Source organism: Acinetobacter calcoaceticus (assembly GCF_016508255.1).
Lineage (GTDB): Bacteria > Pseudomonadota > Gammaproteobacteria > Pseudomonadales > Moraxellaceae > Acinetobacter > Acinetobacter calcoaceticus_E.
The window spans coordinates 92,819-110,400 of sequence record NZ_JADVKT010000009.1 but is presented as its reverse complement, the minus strand read 5'-3'; the positions used below and the strand labels follow the sequence as shown (position 1 = coordinate 110,400).

The 17,582-nt window shown below is 38.0% G+C and carries 17 protein-coding genes and 1 pseudogene; 9 read left to right on the top strand and 9 right to left on the bottom strand.

Annotated elements, in window-relative coordinates; translation table 11 throughout:
* Positions 1-44: 44 nt before the first annotated feature.
* From I5515_RS15745 to I5515_RS15735, 3 genes and pseudogenes are all read right to left on the bottom strand, one after another.
* Positions 45-1,116: pseudogene (locus I5515_RS15745) on the bottom strand (DUF6670 family protein).
* Between the two features lie 17 nt (positions 1,117-1,133).
* A complete protein-coding gene (gene pssA, locus I5515_RS15740; protein WP_199968434.1) occupies positions 1,134-1,967 on the bottom strand; it encodes a CDP-diacylglycerol--serine O-phosphatidyltransferase in 834 nt (277 codons plus the stop codon).
* 41 nt (positions 1,968-2,008) lie between these two features.
* Positions 2,009-2,866 (bottom strand): 23S rRNA (adenine(2030)-N(6))-methyltransferase RlmJ, encoded by an 858-nt coding sequence (locus I5515_RS15735; protein ID WP_199968432.1) that lies wholly within the window; start codon positions 2,864-2,866, stop codon positions 2,009-2,011.
* A gap of 117 nt (positions 2,867-2,983) precedes the next feature.
* Here I5515_RS15735 and I5515_RS15730 point away from each other — a divergent pair, with 117 nt between their 5' ends.
* Complete coding sequence (locus I5515_RS15730; RefSeq protein ID WP_199968430.1) at positions 2,984-3,589, top strand: 2OG-Fe(II) oxygenase; 606 nt, start codon at positions 2,984-2,986, stop codon at positions 3,587-3,589.
* 67 nt (positions 3,590-3,656) lie between these two features.
* Positions 3,657-4,184 (top strand): hypothetical protein, encoded by a 528-nt coding sequence (locus tag I5515_RS15725; protein WP_199968428.1) that lies wholly within the window; start codon positions 3,657-3,659, stop codon positions 4,182-4,184.
* Positions 4,185-4,247: 63 nt separating this feature from the next.
* Here the strand turns inward: I5515_RS15725 and I5515_RS15720 are convergent, their stop codons facing one another.
* From I5515_RS15720 to I5515_RS15705, 4 genes are all read right to left on the bottom strand, one after another.
* Positions 4,248-4,493: a DUF2789 family protein gene (locus I5515_RS15720; protein WP_002119522.1), complete on the bottom strand. Its 246-nt coding sequence runs from the start codon at positions 4,491-4,493 to the stop codon at positions 4,248-4,250.
* Positions 4,494-4,668: 175 nt separating this feature from the next.
* Positions 4,669-5,655, bottom strand: coding sequence for a malate dehydrogenase (locus I5515_RS15715; RefSeq protein ID WP_199968426.1), 987 nt, complete (start codon positions 5,653-5,655; stop codon positions 4,669-4,671).
* A gap of 211 nt (positions 5,656-5,866) precedes the next feature.
* The gene (locus I5515_RS15710) at positions 5,867-6,529 is read right to left on the bottom strand and encodes a ribonuclease T2 family protein (protein WP_199968424.1); all 663 of its coding nucleotides are present in this window, start codon (positions 6,527-6,529) and stop codon (positions 5,867-5,869) included.
* Positions 6,530-6,586: 57 nt separating this feature from the next.
* Positions 6,587-8,530, bottom strand: a complete 1,944-nt coding sequence (locus I5515_RS15705) for a lytic transglycosylase domain-containing protein (protein WP_199968422.1) — start codon at positions 8,528-8,530, stop codon at positions 6,587-6,589.
* Positions 8,531-8,817: 287 nt separating this feature from the next.
* Between I5515_RS15705 and miaB the strand changes: the two genes are divergently transcribed.
* From miaB to ybeY, 3 genes are read left to right on the top strand one after another with little or no spacing between them, the layout of a single operon-like run.
* Entirely contained in the window at positions 8,818-10,269 is a 1,452-nt protein-coding gene (miaB, locus tag I5515_RS15700) for a tRNA (N6-isopentenyl adenosine(37)-C2)-methylthiotransferase MiaB (protein WP_199968421.1), read from the top strand.
* 37 nt (positions 10,270-10,306) lie between these two features.
* Positions 10,307-11,395: a PhoH family protein gene (locus I5515_RS15695; RefSeq protein ID WP_199968420.1), complete on the top strand. Its 1,089-nt coding sequence runs from the start codon at positions 10,307-10,309 to the stop codon at positions 11,393-11,395.
* A gap of 9 nt (positions 11,396-11,404) precedes the next feature.
* Positions 11,405-11,887 carry an rRNA maturation RNase YbeY gene (ybeY, locus tag I5515_RS15690; RefSeq protein WP_199968418.1) on the top strand — a complete coding sequence of 161 codons (483 nt, stop codon included), beginning with the start codon at positions 11,405-11,407 and terminating at the stop codon, positions 11,885-11,887.
* Positions 11,888-11,988: 101 nt separating this feature from the next.
* Here the strand turns inward: ybeY and I5515_RS15685 are convergent, their stop codons facing one another.
* Positions 11,989-12,873, bottom strand: a complete 885-nt coding sequence (locus I5515_RS15685) for an energy transducer TonB (RefSeq protein ID WP_199968416.1) — start codon at positions 12,871-12,873, stop codon at positions 11,989-11,991.
* Positions 12,874-13,105: 232 nt separating this feature from the next.
* Between I5515_RS15685 and I5515_RS15680 the strand changes: the two genes are divergently transcribed.
* The 3 genes from I5515_RS15680 (at position 13,106) to I5515_RS15670 (ending at position 15,297) form a co-directional block, all read left to right on the top strand.
* The gene (locus I5515_RS15680; protein WP_199968414.1) at positions 13,106-13,777 is read left to right on the top strand and encodes a hypothetical protein; all 672 of its coding nucleotides are present in this window, start codon (positions 13,106-13,108) and stop codon (positions 13,775-13,777) included.
* A 158-nt stretch (positions 13,778-13,935) separates the two neighbouring features.
* Positions 13,936-14,649 (top strand): DUF3108 domain-containing protein, encoded by a 714-nt coding sequence (locus I5515_RS15675; RefSeq protein ID WP_199968412.1) that lies wholly within the window; start codon positions 13,936-13,938, stop codon positions 14,647-14,649.
* Between the two features lie 72 nt (positions 14,650-14,721).
* Complete coding sequence (locus I5515_RS15670) at positions 14,722-15,297, top strand: xanthine phosphoribosyltransferase (protein WP_002119547.1); 576 nt, start codon at positions 14,722-14,724, stop codon at positions 15,295-15,297.
* A 47-nt stretch (positions 15,298-15,344) separates the two neighbouring features.
* Here I5515_RS15670 and wrbA read toward each other — a convergent pair whose 3' ends face one another.
* The gene (gene wrbA / locus I5515_RS15665; RefSeq protein ID WP_199968411.1) at positions 15,345-15,953 is read right to left on the bottom strand and encodes an NAD(P)H:quinone oxidoreductase; all 609 of its coding nucleotides are present in this window, start codon (positions 15,951-15,953) and stop codon (positions 15,345-15,347) included.
* Between the two features lie 359 nt (positions 15,954-16,312).
* On the opposite strand from wrbA, the gene I5515_RS15660 reads away from it, so the two are divergent.
* Positions 16,313-17,560 carry a YihY family inner membrane protein gene (locus I5515_RS15660; RefSeq protein WP_199968405.1) on the top strand — a complete coding sequence of 416 codons (1,248 nt, stop codon included), beginning with the start codon at positions 16,313-16,315 and terminating at the stop codon, positions 17,558-17,560.
* Positions 17,561-17,582: the final 22 nt, after the last annotated feature.

Genomic DNA, 17,582 nt, shown 5'->3' with positions numbered 1-17,582 from the left:
TATTCCCATAACGACAGTTCGCTTTTTGATCAAAAAAGCTAAAATTAGTCATTTTTTATATAAACATGGTTGTAAAAGCATCAATTTATCTAAAATTTTCTCGTCTTGGTTCTTTTCCTGCCACCTGAGTGGGCGACAATCAATATATTCACAATATCCACCTTCACCTTGTAGACACTGTTCATTCCAGCTTAATTGGTATTGAAAGCTTCCTACATATCCTGCAGCTAATCCAAACTTGTAGTCACCACGGCTTTGTGCATAAAGTTCGAAAATAATTTTTCCATTTTTCTTACACTGCCAAGAAAACTCTCTGGGCAAATACATCTCTTTACCGTTCGGTGTTTTAACTTTTGGATAAACCCGATGGATATGTAAATTTACATCTTCGGTAAAGCTTTCAACAGGATTACCAAATTCTTGAATATCTAATCTTGAACATAAGATGATATTCCACTGATTTCTTATTTGTGAAAATGTAAGCTGAGCCGTTTCATTTAAGTTAATAATTTGGCATGTATAAAAACATAAAGATAAAAATGGTAAATGTAGAGCTCTTGCGTGTTTGAACCTTCCCAATCCTTCGACTTGATATTTTTGTCCTTTATAAAAAACTTCGCCCTCACACAAACATAGTGTTGACCAATAGTCCGAAACGCCCCACTGCAATGCAGAGGTATTAGAGATATTTTCTGAAATATGAATAGTAAGATTACAACCCATTTCCGGGTCTAATCGCTGAAGGTGGATCTTTGGAATTTTCCACTCAATCAAATCTGTTTTATCAAACTGATATTGTTTTGAGTCAAACTGGCATTGCCGCCGAATAGAATAAGTTTTTAAATGTCCCACACTATGCTGGCTATTACTTACAAGTACAGTTGCCGTATCGATTGCTGAAGTCGTAATTGTGTGAGTGTTATAGCAAAGAGGAATGCGCGGCTGTCCAACCAGGCTAATGTAATTAAAATAACGCAGTGGGGCCGGTAAATTTGGAAGGATTAAGCCTTGATAAACAATCTTGAAGAAGCCTCGAGAAGGTTGATATACAACCCCCTCTTTGGCATTAAGGCCCAGCTGCTGTAATTGATTAATTTGACTCATCAACATAGGCATACCGAACCTCTTCTATTTTATGTTTTTATTGTTTCATTACTCTTGCGTGCAAATAATGTCGTAACAAAACCAGAGAGAGCATAGAGAATTGAAACAGTCAAAATGCCCATTGGAATATTATAAGTGATTGCGGCAAAAATCAGTACTACTGGCAACATAACTACAAAGGGAACGCGTTTACGATCCATTTGTTTGAAAGAGTAGTATTTAATATTGGATATCATGAGTAATCCCACAACAACCATAAGCACAGCATTAATAATTTTAATCGCAATATCACGTAAATCAAAAATGAAAGGATAATCGCGAGCAACCCACACAAGTGAAATAATGATAATGGCAGCCAGTGGACTCGCAATTCCTATAAAATAGCGCTTATCAACGACACCTATCTGAACATTAAAACGTGCTAAACGGAAAGCTGCACATGCCGTATAAACAAAACAACATGCTAACCCAATACGACCTAAATCATGCAAACTCCAGCTATACATAAGCATTGCAGGAGCAACACCAAAAGCCAATAAGTCTGAGAGAGAATCATATTGCTCACCAAAAGCGCTTTGTGCACCGATCGCTCGAGCTACTCGGCCATCTAGACCATCAAGTAGCGCTGCAATAAAAATGGCATAAATAGCTTGGGTAAAATCCCCATTCATACTTGCAATGATGGAATAGAAACCAGACAACAAAGCGGCTGTCGTAATTAAGTTAGGCCAAAGGTAGATTCCTCGGCGCTTTACTTTTTGTCCTTCCGGATTATCCTCTTCTTCAACCACTTCGAATGTAATCCCATCAAATGAATGTTCATTATGAGTTAAATCTTGCTCTGGTTTAGGCGCATTTGTCATTATTTTCTATTCCAAACATGTGCATTGATTTAAGTTAACTGTTACTCACCTACTAACCAGCGAACAGCAGCGTGACCACCAATTTCTTGCATGCGTAGATGAGGGAATAACCACTGTAGAGCTTGGTCAGCTTGTTCAGAGAACTGCCATGGTGGGTTAATCACTAATAGGCCACAACCATTTAAACCTACAGGTGTATCATCTGGCCATACACAAATTTCACAGATTAATTGACGGCGAATACCGGTTTTGAACATTTTCTTTTCAAAACGCTCAATCATCGCTCGGTCTTTAATTGGATACCAAACTGCAAAAACGCCCGTTGGCCATTTTTTATAAGCTTGTTGTAAAAGTTCAACTAATTGCGGAAAGTCCTTACGCTCTAATTCGTAAGGTGGGTCAATCATGACCAAACCACGTTTTTCTTTCGGCGGGATAACTCCAAGCAAGCCTTCGTAAGCATCACGTTCATGTAAACCTGCACGTTTATCATAAATGTTGTGTCGCAATTGTTGAAAGACATCACGTTGCATTTCAAAAATTGTTGCTTTATCGATTTCACGCATGCCTTGCAACGCGAACCATGGTGATCCAGGATAACTACCCTTGCCTTGTTCAGAACGCAGCTGTTCTACCAACTTCAAATATTGCTGGATTGCTTCAGGTGCCTGACGCTTTTCCATTTCAGATATTTGAACTAGGCGATGAATGCCTGTAAGAAATTCTCCAGACTTTTGTGCAGGCGCCAGAGATAAATCGTATTTTCCTGCACCTCCATGCGTATCGATATAACGATAAGGTTTATCTTTAGCATTTAAACGGTTAAGAAGCTGTAGCAAAAGCACATGCTTCATAACATCTGCAAAGTTGCCCGCATGGAAATGGTGACGGTAATTCATGTTGACTTTAATTCCTCAATTCAACAAATAGTTTAACATGAAAAAAATATTCTTTCGTAAGGTTGTGATCATCTAAAATAAGGCTGCTTGATATTTTTACGATCTATCCGAGGTTCTATGCACTCTCATCCACTTCCCGATTCATGGAATCTGGGCCAAATTTTAGATGATTTAAATGCACATGGCTTTGCCATTATAAATCAAGCCTATTCAGATCAATATCGCGCTGAAGTCGCTAAGGAATGTAGCCAGCACATTGATGAATTTAGAGAAGCTGGTATTCAAAACGGGATCGTAAGTAATATTCGTAGCGATCATATCCTCTGGATTAATAATCAATTACCTATTGCTCAACAACATGTTGCAACATTAACTTCATTTTCCCAAAGTCTAAATCAAGCCTTCTATTTGGGGATTAAAGAAGTTGAAGCTCATTTTGCTCGCTATAATTCAGGTGAGTTTTATGCTTTACATCGCGACAATCCTCAACAAAAAAATGATCGTATTATTTCGACTGTCTATTATTTACATCCAGAATGGAATGAAGATTGGGGTGGTCAATTACGACTACAAGACAAAAATGAGAAATGGCATATTGTTAATCCGGACCCCAATCGACTGGTGATATTTCAAAGTAACTTATTACATGAAGTATTAATTTCAAAACAACAGAGATTATCTATTACAGCTTGGCTTCGTAGCGGAAATTCTATCTGGGTTTAAAGTTTACTCTTTAAATTTGGTAAAAGAACCCGATATAGATGCTATTGATCAAGAAGGGCGACGGTGTATGTCTATTGAAAGTAAAACAATTGTGAACAGAATTGGTGAAACAGACCAACTTTATTTGACTGAAAATACGCCTGAACTTGCTCTGGAGCGAGCAGACTTACGTTTGCAACTTGTCATATTAAGTCATGTTCGCCAAGAACAGCTTCACTTTTTACAAGAAGCGATTGTTTTACTTGAACAAGCGCGCATGGAATATGAAGAAATGCCATTGAGCTTATATCTGAATTTATCCTTGCACCTAGCTAAAGCTTATATGCTTTATTTCGAGTTAAATAAAGAAAAGCGTTTTGCCTTGATTACTCAGCAAATCTTGAAGCCTTTAGCACACTATGAGCATGCGGATATATATTTCTTTTTAGCTTATGCTTCAGCTGCACGACAAGAGACAGCCCTAACCCGACATTGGTTAACTAAATATTTATCGACAAGCACGTGTGATCTTGAATTAGTTCATGGCCAACCTGTATTTGACCTTGTTCGTCACGAGCCTTGGTATAAAGATCAATTAAAAGTAAAGACACATTAAACACTTAATGTAATTAGGCCTGTTTTATATATTGAATGTAAAACAGGCCTTTATTTTATTCGTTTATTTTTTCACACTATCTTCGTGTAATTGTTCATTAAGTTCATCAATAACCACAATCCATTCATCATCTTTTTCCCAATGGCTTTTTAAAAAATCGCTCTGACCTTTTGACCAAAAAGAGGCTTCATGTAATTTCTGTTCAGCTGGCAACTGATGAGTTTTGATAAAGTTTTCAATACTTGCTTCATCTGAATCTAAACCTAGCTGATCAAATAAAAGCTCTAAAGTAGGTTGCTGCTCAAACATTGTTGTTCTCCTATAACTTGTTTTAAATCATCTATTAACTAATCTAACAATAAAACCTTTTTATATGCATGATAGTGCCTATATTTTCTTGTTGTTTTTTGTGTTTCTCTTTGAATGATTGAATATAAAAAAGCACTCTAAAAAGAGTGCTTTTTTAACTTATCAAAAAGATAAATTATTTCAACATGTCAGCAATTGCTGCACGTTCTTCTTCAAGCTCATTTAACGTAAAGTTAATACGTTCACGGCTGAATTCATCAATTTCTAAACCTTGAACGATTTTGTATTCACCATTCTCAGTTGTTACAGGGAAACCGAACATAACGCCTTCTGGAATACCATAAGAACCATCAGATGGAATACCCATAGTTACCCATTTGCCATTTGTACCAAGTGCCCAGTCGCGCATATGGTCAATTGCAGCGTTAGCAGCAGAAGCAGCAGAAGACAAACCACGTGCTTCGATAATCGCAGCACCACGTTTACCAACAGTTGGAAGAAACACATCTTTGTTCCATGCCGCATCGTTGATTTTGTCTTTTAAGCTTTCGCCATTTACAGTTGCAAAACGGTAGTCAGCATACATTGTTGGAGAGTGGTTACCCCAAACTGTTAAGTGCTCGATATCAGCAACTGCAACACCAGCTTTTTGAGCAACTTGAGTCAACGCACGGTTGTGATCAAGACGCAACATTGCAGTAAAGTTTTTCGCTGGAAGGTCTGGAGCAGAGTTCATAGCAATGTAAGCGTTAGTATTTGCAGGGTTACCTACAACTAATACTTTAACATTACGACTAGCAACTTCGTTTAATGCTTGACCTTGGCCGATGAAAATTTCACCGTTAACTTTTAACAAGTCAGCACGTTCCATACCAGGACCACGTGGACGAGAACCTACCAATAAAGCGTAGTCAGCATCTTTAAATGCTACTTTCGGATCATCAGTCCCGATCATGCCAGCCAATAAAGGGAAAGCACAGTCATCAAGTTCCATCATTACGCCTTTAAGCGCTTGTTGTGCTTTTTCAACTGGAACTTCAAGCAATTGTAAAATAACAGGTTGATCTTTACCTAGCATTTCACCGCTTGCGATACGGAATAATAAGCTGTAACCAATTTGACCTGCAGCGCCAGTCACGGCAACACGAACGGGTTGCTTCATGTAATTGTCTCCAATGAGTGTCCTTAATCGGGCTAAATAGGGATTCTATCTAACCAAATCATCATAAACGGCAAAGATTGTACTCTAAAGATGTAGCAGATGCATGTAAAAGCGACTCATCTTCACCAAAAGTCTGATAGAAAATACAAATTAATATTTATAAAAAGATTCAATACATAGTCAGCATTTTTTTACGAAATGATCATCTTCTTTAATAACTACCTTTGATCATGATTTCGCCTGGGCAATTCGATACCACATGATTTGCACATTGTTTATATTGACCTTTTACCGTGTAACAAACCTTCACTTCCGTTAAGACAACATCCGAACGCGATAACTGACAAGTAAAACGAATACCATTTTGAGGCAAACTCGGGTTAAGGCGAGTAAATTGCTGTTTTAAGGCTGACTGTTGAAGTTCTACATTCGTCGAGCTTGTCAGGCTAGCCGGAATTTTCAAACGTTCAGCAAAGTTAATGACAGTCCGGAAATATTGACTTGCGCTCATAGGAATGCATCCCCCTACACTTTTCCAAAGCTGTACACGCGCATTATTGTCGGGCATGACCCGAGCTACGACTTTAGCTTGCAGTGGAGAAAGGGAGGCTGAACTTTCTGTTGAACAATCAGTTTGATTGGTTTCTGGCATAAGGCCCGTAATTGTCAATGAATATCCTTCAAGACATTTACGTTGTTTTTGCTTAGAAGGATCTAACGCACATGCGGCAGGTGTCATTTGTACATGCATGACATATCCCTGTAAATTAACAGGTTCGGCATGCAAAACGGAACTCATCAATCCTACTCCTGCACAGATCAGCCACCATGCAAGTTGTAGTATTGAACGAAGTTCCAAATATCTATATTTCATTTAATTAAAACTTAAATATGCCAATTAAAAGAAGATCCATTATCAACCACCTTAAAGTTAAGGCGACGTACGCATTGGAATGACTTTCATACGTTGTGATAACGATTGAGCACCTTGGCCCAATATCACTCCATAATGTGTTGCATTGGTCATAACATGTTTAACGTAGTCTCTGGTCTCTAACAATGGAATTGTCTCTGTATATTGGTCAGCCGAAATTGCTTGGTAGTCCGGTTGCCAACGTCTTGCCCTGTTAGGCCCAGCATTATAACCTGCCGTTGCCAATACAGGATTATTACTTAATTGCCCCTGAATCATCGACAAATAAAATGTTCCATAGCGAATATTGGTGTTCATTTCATTTAATGCCGCTGGATTATAGGTTTCACCCATTTGACGTGCAATCAACTTCGCTGTATCAGGCATAATTTGCATAAGGCCGCCCGCACCAACATGAGAACGTGCGGAGGTAACAAATCGGCTTTCTTGTCGCATTAAACCATAAGCCCACGCTGGATCAATTCCTGCATTGTAACTATGACTTACGACATTAGTCTTATGAGGTGTCACATAGCGATACGTATCATTATGTTTGTTTTTCGTGCGATCCGCTGCATAAATGGCACGATCATACCAGCCCATATCATGCGCACGTTTTGCCGCAGCTAACAATATACCATCATCATGTTGAAGATAAGCTTGTCGAACAGCCCAGTTCCACTCGCGGTTGGTATAGGTTGGGTTTGCATTAATACGTCTTAAGGTAAAAGCACGATTAAAGTGAATATTCTGGTCTAACCGTCTTAAATCACTTGCTGTTGGCTGATCATCATAGGGTTGATGATTATAACGCTCACCCAAACGATCTTTTGCTAAAAGGTTATGATAGTCATCGCCACTTTCAGCTAATTTCTTATAAATACGTTGCGCAGTATTTTTTGAATTACTGTCATTGCGCTGCTCTGTTGCACGAGCAAGCCAATATTGCCAGCGATCTTCTTGTTTTTGTGTCACGGTCATACTATCAATGGCACGAATTAAACTTTCCCAAGCACCAAAACGAATTGCCTGACGCGCATAAATTTCAGCCTCTTCAGGACTTAGAGGGTAACCGTAACTGGCATCAAAATATTGAAGAACTTCACGATTGAAATTATTTTTCATGACCGTGGTGCCACCAATATAAGCCACAGTTCGATATAAATACTTTTGTATATTCTCTGGTGTACCTTGAGCGACACGTTGTACATTCGAAAAAGCGTTGCTTAAGTCATTATTAGCCAAACGACCTAATGCAAAAATCAAATAAGCATAGTCTGTATCATTTGTTTTAGGCGCACTCCACAAATAATTGAGTGGGTTAGCCTGAATCTGGTTGAGCTGAGCCAAAGACAAATTCATACCCAAAGTCTGTGCTGTAGCAAGGGCCTGCCCTGTTAAACCAGAACGTAACTGCACCCAAAGACGCTGCTGTTTATCTTGTGCACTCATTAATGGACTAGATAACATCATACGTCCCAAACCCAGACAAGATTCTGGTTGTGACTCGGTTGCCAACCATACATCTTTGTATTCAGCAAAAACTAATGCGTCACCACTTTTCGCTCGCACTTGTGCCAATGCACAATTTTCAGCCTGATCTGGATTCGTTACATAAGACAATAAAGGTTGTGCAGATGCGAAGTCAGCTTGTTTAACTTTTTCTTCAACATAATCGGCCGCTAATTTCTCAGCCATTGCTGATTGAGGGTAACGCTGAGCAAAGCTTACGATAGAGGCAGTAGGTTGAAAGCCAAGGTTCGTATTGAGTTTCCAATATTCTGGATAATATCCCAAAACATCATTTTGCATAGCAAGCTGGTATTGATCTAATAATGCAGTATTGCCACTATTTGCAGCGCTTAATGCATCATTAAACTGCTCTTCGGCAGCATAGGTAAATGAACAACCAAGTAAACACATAGCTCCTAACCAGCTACGATGCATATATTTATTTTTCATTACACGACTATCGATTGATGAGCTCTTTCTACTTGGTCTCATAAATGTGTTAAACCCTGACTATTCACCTTCAGGACATAGTTTAATTATTCTTCGTGCTTTCTTTTGTTGTGTTATGTAACTATCTGATTCAGCATCATTAAAATTTACATTATTTATTTCAAAAAAACCTGTTCGTGTTCTAAGACTTTACTGTTATCTGTTCAGCCCAAATGCTGCTATAATAAATGATTTGCCCCATTTTGGGTCAATTTATTCTTTTTTAGATCGATTTGTTAGGAGCCTGCATGACGGTTCAAACCTTCATTCCCGATGGTGCCAAAGCTGCCTCAGAAAACACTGTTACCCAGCCAACGCACACCACTGATGTTTCAATAAAAAAACTTTATATTGAAACTCAAGGGTGTCAGATGAATGAGTATGACAGTCACCGTATGGCAGACCTTTTAGGGGATTCTCACGGTTACGTTTTAACCAACAATCCTGGTGAAGCAGACATCCTACTCATGAATACTTGTTCTATTCGTGAAAAAGCACAAGAGAAAGTATTTAGTGAGTTGGGACGCTGGCGTAAACTAAAAGACAAAAATCCTGATCTTGTGATTGGTGTCGGTGGTTGTGTTGCTTCGCAAGAAGGCGACAATATTCAAAAACGTGCGCCTTATGTCGACATGATTTTTGGCCCTCAAACATTACACCGTTTACCGCAAATGCTTGATCAACATAATGCTCAAGTCGAAAAACCCAAAAAAGATAAAATTAAACTTGTTGATATCTCTTTCCCAGACATTGAGAAGTTCGACTTTTTGCCAGAACCACGTGTAGAAGGCTTTAAAGCATTTGTTTCTATTATGGAAGGCTGTTCTAAATACTGTTCTTTCTGTGTAGTCCCATATACACGCGGTGAAGAAGTTTCTCGACCTTTAGATGATGTACTTGCAGAAATTGCAGGGCTTGCTGAAAAAGGTGTTCGTGAAATTTCACTACTGGGTCAAAATGTAAATGGTTACCGCGGTGAAACCTTTGAAGGTGGCATCTGTACCTTCCCTGAATTGTTACGACTCGTTGCAGAAATTCCGGGTATTGGGCGCTTACGTTATACAACATCGCACCCACTTGAGTTCTCTGACGAGCTTATTCAGTGTTATGAAGATTTACCTCAAATGGTGTCACATTTACACTTGCCTGTACAAAGTGGTTCGAATGATGTTTTAAAAGCAATGAAGCGAAATCACACGATTGATGTATACATTGACAAGATTGCGAAGCTACGCAAAATTCGTCCGGATATGCATTTATCAAGTGACTTTATTATTGGTTTTCCTGGTGAAACCGATGAAAATTTCGCAGAAACATTGCAATTTATCAAAGATTTAGACTTCGATCACTCGTATAGTTTTGTTTATTCAAAACGCCCAGGCACACCTGCATCTGACTTGCCGGACACTACACCTGAGCAGGTTAAAAAAGAACGTTTAGCTCAAGTTCAAAAAGTCATTAAGCAGTCTAGTATTGAAAAAACAGATGCCATGTTAGGTAAAATTGAACGTGTACTTATTGAAAAAGTATCTGATCAAGACCCTAATATTTTAATTGGTACTGCTGACAATACACGTCTGGTCACTTTCGTTGGAGATGCAACTTGGGTTGGCCGTTTTGCAGAGATAGAGATCACTGAAATTAAAACTTTAAATTTTGTTTACGGCGAGCTCTTGAATCTTGAACCTGACGTGGCGTAATGTAGAGGTATTCTAAAGTCTACTGAAAGGTTTTCTCTTGACTGCAGCGATTCGACGTACCGTAACATTTCCTGAAATTCCAATGGAACGTTTAAAGAGCATTCTTGGTGCCTATAATGGGCACCTGAAGCAAATTGAACAGCGTTTAGATGTCAAAATTACTCATCGTGGAGATGTTTTTCACATAGATGGTGAAATAGATGCTGTTGGGAGAGCCGAAGCATTATTGCAACGACTCTACGAAGAGTCCGAGGTATCTCAGCAAATCAGTGCCGATTTATTACACCTCCTTATTCAATCTTCACAGACTGAACGCAATTTCGAATTGGTTGGTGAAGAAATGGATGAGCATGATGCGCCACTAGATGTCTATTTTCAGACACGAAAAGGCCGCATCAATCCACGTGGTGCCAATCAAAAACGTTATGTACAACGTATTTTACAAAGCGATATTTCTTTTGGTGTAGGCCCTGCTGGTACAGGTAAAACCTATTTAGCAGTTGCCGCCGCCGTAGATATGCTCGAACGTAATGAGATCCAGCGGATTTTACTTGTACGCCCTGCTGTAGAAGCTGGAGAAAAGCTTGGTTTCTTACCTGGTGATTTAACTCAGAAAATTGACCCGTATTTACGCCCTCTTTACGATGCGCTTTACGAAATGCTAGGTTTCGAAAAAGTTGCTAAGTTAATCGAACGTCAAGTGATTGAAGTTGCCCCTCTTGCTTATATGCGTGGCCGCACGCTTAATCATTCATTTGTCATTCTAGATGAAGCGCAAAACACAACACCTGAACAAATGAAAATGTTCTTAACCCGTTTAGGCTTTGGCTCTCGTGCAGTAATTACAGGTGACATTACTCAAGTAGATTTACCTAAAGGTCAACAATCTGGTTTAGCACACGCACTTCGCGTACTCGAAAATATTACAGAAATTCATATTACCCGTTTCCATTCCCGAGATGTTGTACGCCATCAACTGGTTCAAAAAATCGTTGAGGCTTATGAAGGTTGGGATGGTGAACAACAGCGTCTTAATGCTGAAGCACGTGCTGAACGTAAAGCCCGTCAGGAAGCATTAGTTGCTGAAAACGATACAGCAGCAGACTTGCAACATCAGGATGCTTAAGGATTCATTTTGAAAATCAGTTTAAGTTTACAACAAGACCTTCAATTACCTGAGTTAGAGCTCAAACGAGCTCAACTCAAAAAAATTATTGAGACAACTTTACGCCACGTTGGTTATAAAGAAGATTGTGAAATTGGCGTTGCTTGTGTCGATTTAGCAGAAAGCCAACAACTTAATCTGCAATATCGCGAGAAAGACAAACCAACCAATGTTTTATCTTTCCCAAGTGATATTCCTGAAGAAGTTTTACCAATGCTCGATGCCTTTCCTCTGGGTGATTTAGTCATTTGTATTCCAGTTGTATTGCAAGAAGCGGTTGAACAGAAGAAAACAGCACAAGAACACTTTGCACATTTATTGGTACATGGTGTTTTGCATTTATTGGGTTATGACCACGAAACCAGTGATGAAGATGCTGAAGAAATGGAAGGGCTGGAAGTTGAAATTCTAGCAAAACTGAATATAGCCAATCCCTACCAAGAACAGATTTAATCATTACAAATTAGATGAAAAACATAATCTGCCTTCAGATGAGATTTTATCTAATTAACTAAAACCAATGTGGATAAGCTAAAACTTATCCACATTTTTTATTAATGCACTTCAAATTCTGCTTGAGCTGGGTCAAAACGCCAAGTACGCACAATACGCAACTCAGAAATATCTTTCATGTTGGCATCAAAATGTCCAAATGGTGCTCCACGTCTTACTGACGATTTAGCTGCTTCATCAAGAATTGAATGCCCTGAGCTTTCAAGTAATCGAATTGCACGAATTCCGCCCTGTGCATTCAAAATAACCATTAAACGAACCTCGCCTTTTAACTGTTCTTGTTTGGCTTGCTCTGGATAATATCGATTACCGTATAACTCTACTTTTTCACGGAATTTGTCCAAGTAGGCTGCCGATGCATCTTTTTTTGCTTGAATCCCATCTAATGTTTTAATTTTTTGCTGACGACTAAAGTCTTGCTGACGCTGTAAATATTGGGCTTCAAGACTTGCCACCATTGCAGCTTTTGCCTGAAATTGGCTTTGTAATTGTTCTAATTCTTTTTTCCTTTGAGTCGCATTAGCTTTTTTTTGCCAACTCAAAACAGTCATTAAGACTTTTTCTTCAAATTTAAGCTCTCTTTGTTGCTGAACCTTTTGCAAAGTTTCTAATTGTGCATCTCCAGTTGAAGCATCATTAGGCATAGGATTTGGAGTATTACTAGAGGTACGGTGGGCTTCACGAAACGCACCAGAACCTTGCTGGTCTGCTTGCGCCAAAAAGTCTGCCTGCTGAACTGGTTCATTGCTTGATCGAATCGAAATTGCAATTTCTTTAGTTGACTGCTCTGACAGACTAGGCATCGCAAAGTGAATGAGCAATACAAAAGTATGCAGTAAGATTGCCAATATTGTCGCAGCAATAAAGACGCGGTCTTGCCACCAATGATAAAAAGACTCTGTAGATAGACTTTTTTTGTTCAACATAATTTTAAAAGCATATAAATGCCTTTTCCCCACGGTTTAATACCGAATAAAATATAAACTGATATTCAAATCTGGATAAAAGTGTGATTCACTTCAAATATAGAGTTTTATCCATTTTCATTTTGTCAAAATGTATCAATTAAATTTGTTACACTGCAATATCAAAACTCGTTTTTTATCATAATAAAGATTGTGTTGGTTCTTAAGTAAATTATCTTCTGGAAGTTCTTTTATGCAAACGCTATTTTCCTCATTAGTCAGACGCCTTAAAAAAGTCTACCAAAAAGCAGAAGCATTCATTGAAGAAGAAAGAGATTTTACGCTATCACAAACCTTTCTGAATGCGACTTTACAACGTTATGTCACCAATAATGTTGAATTTCTAGATGACCTCCACGCTGATCTTTATCATGACTGGTTAAGGTTATATGCAACCATGCATGTAAAAGGCCTAGAGACGACATTATCTGTTGATTTAAAACTGATTCAGATGGAATTTAATCAAGAACAACAGCTCTTAGTTTTTGAACAAATTAGTAATACACAAATTATTGAAGCAAAATATAAAAACTTTTGGCAAAAGATTGCCGTAAAAGCTGCAGTTTTTTACTACCATAAAATTTTGAAAAAAGATCCCTTAGGAATGATTCTTGAACGTTTTAATGTAGCAAAAGAACGTGATGAGCTTATATTTCTTGACCTCAACCGCTGGTTTGGTAAAAAGGCTAGTATTATCGACACATTAGCTAAAGTACATGTAAATTACGCCCGAGTTCGTGAAGCTGAATTAGTTGTATTTGGAAATGTTAATTTAGCAGCTCTGCTTTATCGCGATCAGGACGATGATTTTGAAGATGAATTAGAAGATTCTGAAATCACGCCAATCCAGCAAAAAGATGTATAAGGTTCTTATGAGTAAAAATGAATTAACTGCCAAAAAACACAAATAGATTACACATTTAGCATAAACCCTGATTTTTTCTCCACGATCAACAGGCATAATATGTTTAAGCTATAGATGCATCAGCACTGACTTTTCAGTCTGTACAAGGATATTTACTTATGACAACAAAATTTCTGAAATCATTTGGCATCGCAACAGGTATTTCAACCACTTTGCTTTTTGTAGGCTTCTCAAGCCATGCACTTGCCATGAGCCCATTTCAAGCAAATTATCAGTTTACTTATAATAATAAAGGTATGGGTTCAGCTACACGTGCCTTAAGCCAACAAGGTAATAATTGGACTTACAATTTCACTGCAAAAGCAGGTGGAATTGCTTCTGCAAGTGAAATAAGTAAATTTAGCTTTGCTAATGGTAAAATTGGATCTCAAAGTTTTAGCCGTACCAGCAAAATTTTGATTCATAACAACACGATGAATATTAACTTTAATCCAAACAGTAAAACTATTTCTACCAAAAAAGATGATAAAGCTCGTTCATTTGCTTTGCAGCCTGGCGTACTTGATGAGCTAAATGCAGAGTTACAAGTTCGTGAAGATTTAAAGAATGGTTCACTTAAAACGTCATACCCTCTTGCCGATGCAAAAGAAGTTGAAAATCGTCGTTTTGTAAAACAAGGCAATGAAAAAATTAAAACCTCTTATGGCACCTTTGATACCATAAAAGTTGTTTTAGAACATGGCAGACCAGACCGTAATACTATTTTCTGGTTAGCACCGAAATTAGACTACTTACCAGTTAAAGTCAGCCATATTGATGGCAAAACATCTTATGGTTTGTTATTAACAAGTTATACAGGTAAGACGAATTAAAGCTTGCATTTTTTCGGATGCTTTTTAAAATACGCATTTGCTTTAAAAAGCATTCGTCTAGAGGATTCTCCCGTGCACGCACTAGAACAGAAAATCTTAACAGAAGGTATCGTTCTATCTGATCAAGTCTTGAAAGTCGACGCTTTCTTAAACCACCAAATTGATCCTGTATTAATGCAGCAGATTGGTAAAGAATTTGCCGCTCGCTTTAAAGATGCAGGGATTACCAAGATTATTACCATTGAAGCATCAGGTATTGCACCTGCAATCATGGCAGGTTTAGAACTTGGTGTACCTGTAATTTTCGCTCGTAAATATCAGTCATTGACATTAAAAGACGACTTATATCGTTCTAAAGTATTTAGTTTTACTAAACAAACTGAAAGTACGATTGCGATTTCAAACAAACATCTTCATTCAACTGATAAAGCATTAGTTATTGATGACTTCTTGGCAAATGGTCAAGCGGCATTAGGACTCATTGATTTAATTCACCAAGCAAATGCAGAAGTTGTGGGTGTCGGTATCGTGATTGAAAAATCATTCCAACCGGGCCGTGACTTATTACTTGAAAAAGGCTATCGAGTTGAATCATTAGCACGTGTTCATTCTCTTACAGATGGCAAAGTTACCTTTGTAAAAGAATAAATTGTGCAAATGAAAAAGAGCGGATATCCGCTCTTTTTTTTAACTGTCTAAAGTGAAGCCAGCAGCTTTTTAACAACCTCACCTAAACGTTTGCCTTGAGCTTCACACAAAATCTTTTCATCCTGACTTAAGCTCTGATCATGGCGAGGCCCGCTTACATGACTTGCCCCATACGGTGTTCCACCTGTTTTAGTATTAGATAAAGCTGGAATTGCATTTGGTAATCCCAAAATCATCATCCCATGATGAAATAAGGGAGGTAGCATCGTGAGTAACGTACTCTCCTGTCCACCATGCATTGATCCGGAAGTAGTAAAAACACAAGCTGGCTTACTGTGTAATGCCCCATTTAGCCAGAGACTAGTCGTTTGGTCCCAAAAATACTTCATTTCACTCGCCATATTGCCAAAGCGAGTTGGGGAACCTAAAGCCAAACCAGCACAATTTGCTAAATCATCTAAAGTACAATAAATATCACCTTCTGCCGGAATACTTGGTTCGGCTTCGACTACGACTGGAGCTATATTCGGTACTGTACGAATTTTCACTGCCATGCCCGCAGATTGAACACCATTGGCAATTAAATAAGCCATTTCTTTAGTAGAACCATATTTACTGTAATAAAGTACAAGAACGTAAGGTTGCATCGGTTTCATGAATTTTGTTAAAAAGAACACTATACGGTATTTTTTATTTTTTTGGCGAAGCCAATATTATGAAATTCTAGAAGCGATTGATCGTGTAGTACTGAAGGTAAGCTGCGTAACTTTCTCAAACCTATCAGATAAAAAGAGCAATCTTTTTGATTAATCTTATAACCTGATAAGAGAAATGTGACTTCCATCAAAAGATTATTGCTACAATTTTTTCTATAGCGCATAGTAAACTTACAGAATGACTTTCATTCTTTAAGTTATTATTTTGCTTTAATCTACTATTTAAGTTCTTAAGCTAATACTTTGCTAAGCTATCAATCGCCCAACATGATGACTAAAAAAATCGGGATAGACGACGTATGTTACAACGTTTTTTAAAGAAACTTCCTTTTTATAATAAAACCTGGTTTCAGTTCGTTTTATATGTATTTAAGCGTTTTGAAGCTGATCGTTGCCGGGAACAAGCTGGTGCCCTCACATATACGACTCTTTTTGCCGTTGTGCCGATGCTAACAGTTTTTTTAGTAATTATTTCTTCAATTAAAGCGTTAGAACCTGCAAGACAACAGCTTCAACATTTAATTTATAGTAACTTTCTACCTAAAAGTACCATCGCATTTGATAAAGCACTTAATGCATTTACCGAAAAATCCAGTAATTTAACTGTAATTGGTGTGCTATTTCTATTCGTCACGACAGTTTTAATGCTAACTTCAATTGAAACCGTTTTTAATCGTATTTGGCGGGTAAAAGAAACGCGTAGCGGCATTATGGGCTTTATGCGCTACTGGACCATTATTTCACTTGGCCCTATTATTTTAGGTAGTGCATTCGTTATTTCATCAACTGTTGCATCGATGAACTTATTAAGTAATAACTTCACAGGTTATCAACTTGATGGTGCATTTCTCCTCTGGCTAATTTCTTTTGTCCTCACTATTTTGGGGTTCTTCATTTTATATTGGACTATTCCCAATCGCACAGTACCAGTTTATGCAGCAGGCATTGCCGCTTGTTTAAGTGCAGCACTTTTTGAAATACTCAAAAATTTATTTAGCTTTGTGATGTCAAATTTCACCAGTTATGAAATTATTTATGGTGCATTTGCAGCAGTACCAATTTTCCTGTTATGGATCTTTCTTTCATGGAATATTATTTTACTAGGCGTAGAAGTCAGTTTTGCTCTAACTGCTTTTCATTCGGGTAAAGAGCAGAAACGTCACCCTGTTTTAATGCTATTAGATATACTTGAATTATTTTATAAAAAACAAAAGCTTGGTGAAAGTGTAACAGATAAAGAAGCTTTAGAGATTTTAGGCCGCGGAGAAATTGGCCGCTGGCCAGCTTATGTAATTTTACTTGAAGAGCAAAATTTGGTTAAACGCACGGATAAAGATGAATATGTTCTTGCACGTAATTTGTCTCAAGTCGACTTTTGGACTTTCTTTACAGCTCTTCCATATCCATTACCTTTACGTCAAGATGTTCAAAATGTTCATGACGATGATGAATGGATGGAAAAAATTGGTCCGGCCTTAATCGAGTCTAATGACTATTTAGCTGCAAAACTTTCTATTCCCCTTTCAACAATTTTGGAAGAGAAATAAGAAAGTAGAACCTCTCACGAAT